The organism is Xanthobacter autotrophicus (assembly GCF_030015065.1).
Classification (GTDB): domain Bacteria; phylum Pseudomonadota; class Alphaproteobacteria; order Rhizobiales; family Xanthobacteraceae; genus Xanthobacter; species Xanthobacter autotrophicus_D.
Genome location: NZ_JAIVFN010000239.1, coordinates 1 through 2,120, shown reverse-complemented (window position 1 = coordinate 2,120; position 2,120 = coordinate 1). Strand labels below are relative to the sequence as shown.

General features: G+C 66.5%; 4 protein-coding genes. All 4 read left to right on the top strand.

Annotated features, from left to right (window positions below; all coding sequences use genetic code 11):
• Positions 1-494 (top strand): DUF7007 domain-containing protein (locus K9U40_RS22730; protein WP_432715935.1); only part of this gene is annotated, 494 nt, incomplete at its 5' end.
• A 9-nt stretch (positions 495-503) separates the two neighbouring features.
• On the top strand, positions 504-695 hold the full coding sequence (locus tag K9U40_RS22725) for a hypothetical protein (protein WP_282639838.1): 192 nt from the start codon (positions 504-506) through the stop codon (positions 693-695).
• Positions 692-931 (top strand): hypothetical protein, encoded by a 240-nt coding sequence (locus tag K9U40_RS22720; RefSeq protein WP_282892361.1) that lies wholly within the window; start codon positions 692-694, stop codon positions 929-931. The genes K9U40_RS22725 and K9U40_RS22720 overlap by 4 nt, the downstream gene beginning before the upstream one ends.
• 336 nt (positions 932-1,267) lie before the next feature.
• A complete protein-coding gene (locus K9U40_RS22715) occupies positions 1,268-1,570 on the top strand; it encodes a DUF7673 family protein (RefSeq protein ID WP_282892360.1) in 303 nt (100 codons plus the stop codon).
• The last annotated feature ends 550 nt before the right edge of the window (positions 1,571-2,120 follow it).

The window sequence follows — 2,120 nt, the reverse complement described above, 5'->3', positions numbered from 1 at the left end:
CCACGGCCGGCCATGGAGGCATTCACCTCTCGGCAACGCGCAACCGCATGGTCCATCCCATGCTTCGCGCCGAGGGCGGCTGGTACGAGGAAGATGAAGCCTGGGCGATCGTCGCCATCACCTTCCCGCACCTGTTCACCGCCTTCGAGCGGCGCTGCGCCGAGCAGACGGTCAAGGACAGCTGGCCGGAGGCATGGGAGACGATCTTCGGGATCATCCTCGCCCCAGGAGAGTCCCGCGAGAAGGATCGCCGGTCCTTCGAACAACAGCACGCCGGCGACTGGATCGTGGTGTCGGCGATCACCTCGAACCGCGAGAAAGGCATGGTCGAAGTCGTCGCCACGATGGGCGGCCGACGTGGCCCCGGCACCGAGGAGCGCCGCTTCCTCATCCCGTCATCACAGTACCGAAGTGGCCCGTTCGGCTTCGTCATCGATAAGAATCGCCATCGGATTTATTCCGGCCCGTCGAGCTTCCTCGGCTGGACGCGATAGGAGGCAGCGATGCCCTGGAAAATCATCGCTTCCGCCTTCGGCTGGAAGGCCGCCCATGATGACGAGGCAAGTCTCCTCGTCGTCTGGCACCCCAAACGGCGCCGGCACTATTCCGGCACTGACGCCTGGAAGCAGGCTGTCCTGCTGTCGATCCGCTCGCCGTCGGCACACCCGCTGCTCCGCAGGGAGGGCCGGCCATGACGACTTATATGGTGGCCGTTCATCTGCTGGTCGAGGCAGGGCCGGAGCCGCGCGCCGAAATCTGCGCGGCACTCCATGGCATCCTGAGCGATGCCATGCAGCAGAATGCCGGCGACGATCTCGCATCCTCAATCGCTCCGGTCGCGTTGCCCGCCTCCTATGCGCCAGACACCACCCCGTTTCCGGCATGGCCGGCGGCGTATTCGCGGCGCCGCGCCCGGGAGAGTTCGTTATGAACACCTCGGCAGACCGGCGCCGCTCGCACGAACGCGAGCCGCCTGCTCCGAGGCCCGTCGCCAGCTTGCTCGCATCGAACGCCAGATCGAGCATCGTGCTGAACGGAAAACCAACACCGCAAAGGCAAAAGCCCGACCGTCGAGGCGTCGTCAGGCCGGGTGGACGCCGGCGGATGAGCGGCTCTTCCGCGAGCATGTCGATCAACTGGCCTTTGAGCGCCGCGGCGAGATCGAGGCGCTCTCGTGGAAGCTCGCCAGCGGAAGGTCGTGGGGGCGGCGTTGAGGTGCAAGTGGATCGCGCTTGCGCTAACCTTGGCTCGTCATAGGAGTACCATCATGGACGAGACGACGCGCGCCGCGTTCGAGCGGCTTCTCACCATCGCCCGCAGCGACACCGGGCAATCGCGTCGCGTCGCCGGCTTCATCCTCGCCTGGTGGAATGCAATCGACCTCGGCGGGTTCGACATCGCCGACCTCTTCGCCGTCGATAATGCCATCGCCCATGACATGGCGACCGTCTTCGCCTATGTCGCCGGCCGACATGTGGCGGAGTATCCCGAGGCCTACAAGGCCGAGATCGAAGACGTCATCCGGCAGTGGCGGCCGGACGTGCGGGCGAAGGCAACCGAGACCGCCTAGGCCAGCTCCGGGCTGTCTCCAGCCGACGGTCGGTCCCCTGGCGGCAAGCGGATCCTCACCTCTTCTCGCATTCGCCATGTGTTGTCCGTCTCGACGATCGCTGCGTTGCTCTCTCCAAATCGCTGCTGTGAACCGCCGTGACATTCGGGATGTGAGGCGCTGCGCGCGGGCCCGCCGGTCGATCTCTCCGCCTGCGCCTTGTCGTGGCCGACGGGGAAAGCAGGTCCGCGGCGGCAGATCATGTCGGCCATCCCATGTCACTTTCGAAGTCTGGGCACAGGTCCCTTGTCGGTCCTCCCCTCGGGTTTTGCTGCGGGCGTAAACCGGCGGCCGGCCGCTTCAAGGCCGCGTTCCGCGCCGCGTGGCGGCCGGACCCCGTCAGGCTCGGCAAAGCGGGCCCGCGTCCCGCGCGAGGGCTGAAAACCCCGCTTGTCCGCAGGCCCGCTTCGCTCGCCTCGCCGTCTCCGGACCCTGAAACGTCCACCTATCGCCGATTTCTCTCGACCGCACCCGAAGGAAAGACCGGCAAGGGCCGATCCTAGCCCGAGGG

Bases quoted from the DNA above. Each gene is read 5' to 3' on its own strand.
- K9U40_RS22715 (WP_282892360.1), top strand. From the start codon at position 1,268: ATGGACGAGACGACGCGCGCCGCGTTCGAGCGGCTTCTCACCATCGCC.
- K9U40_RS22720 (WP_282892361.1), top strand. From the start codon at position 692: ATGACGACTTATATGGTGGCCGTTCATCTGCTGGTCGAGGCAGGGCCG.
- K9U40_RS22725 (WP_282639838.1), top strand. From the start codon at position 504: ATGCCCTGGAAAATCATCGCTTCCGCCTTCGGCTGGAAGGCCGCCCAT.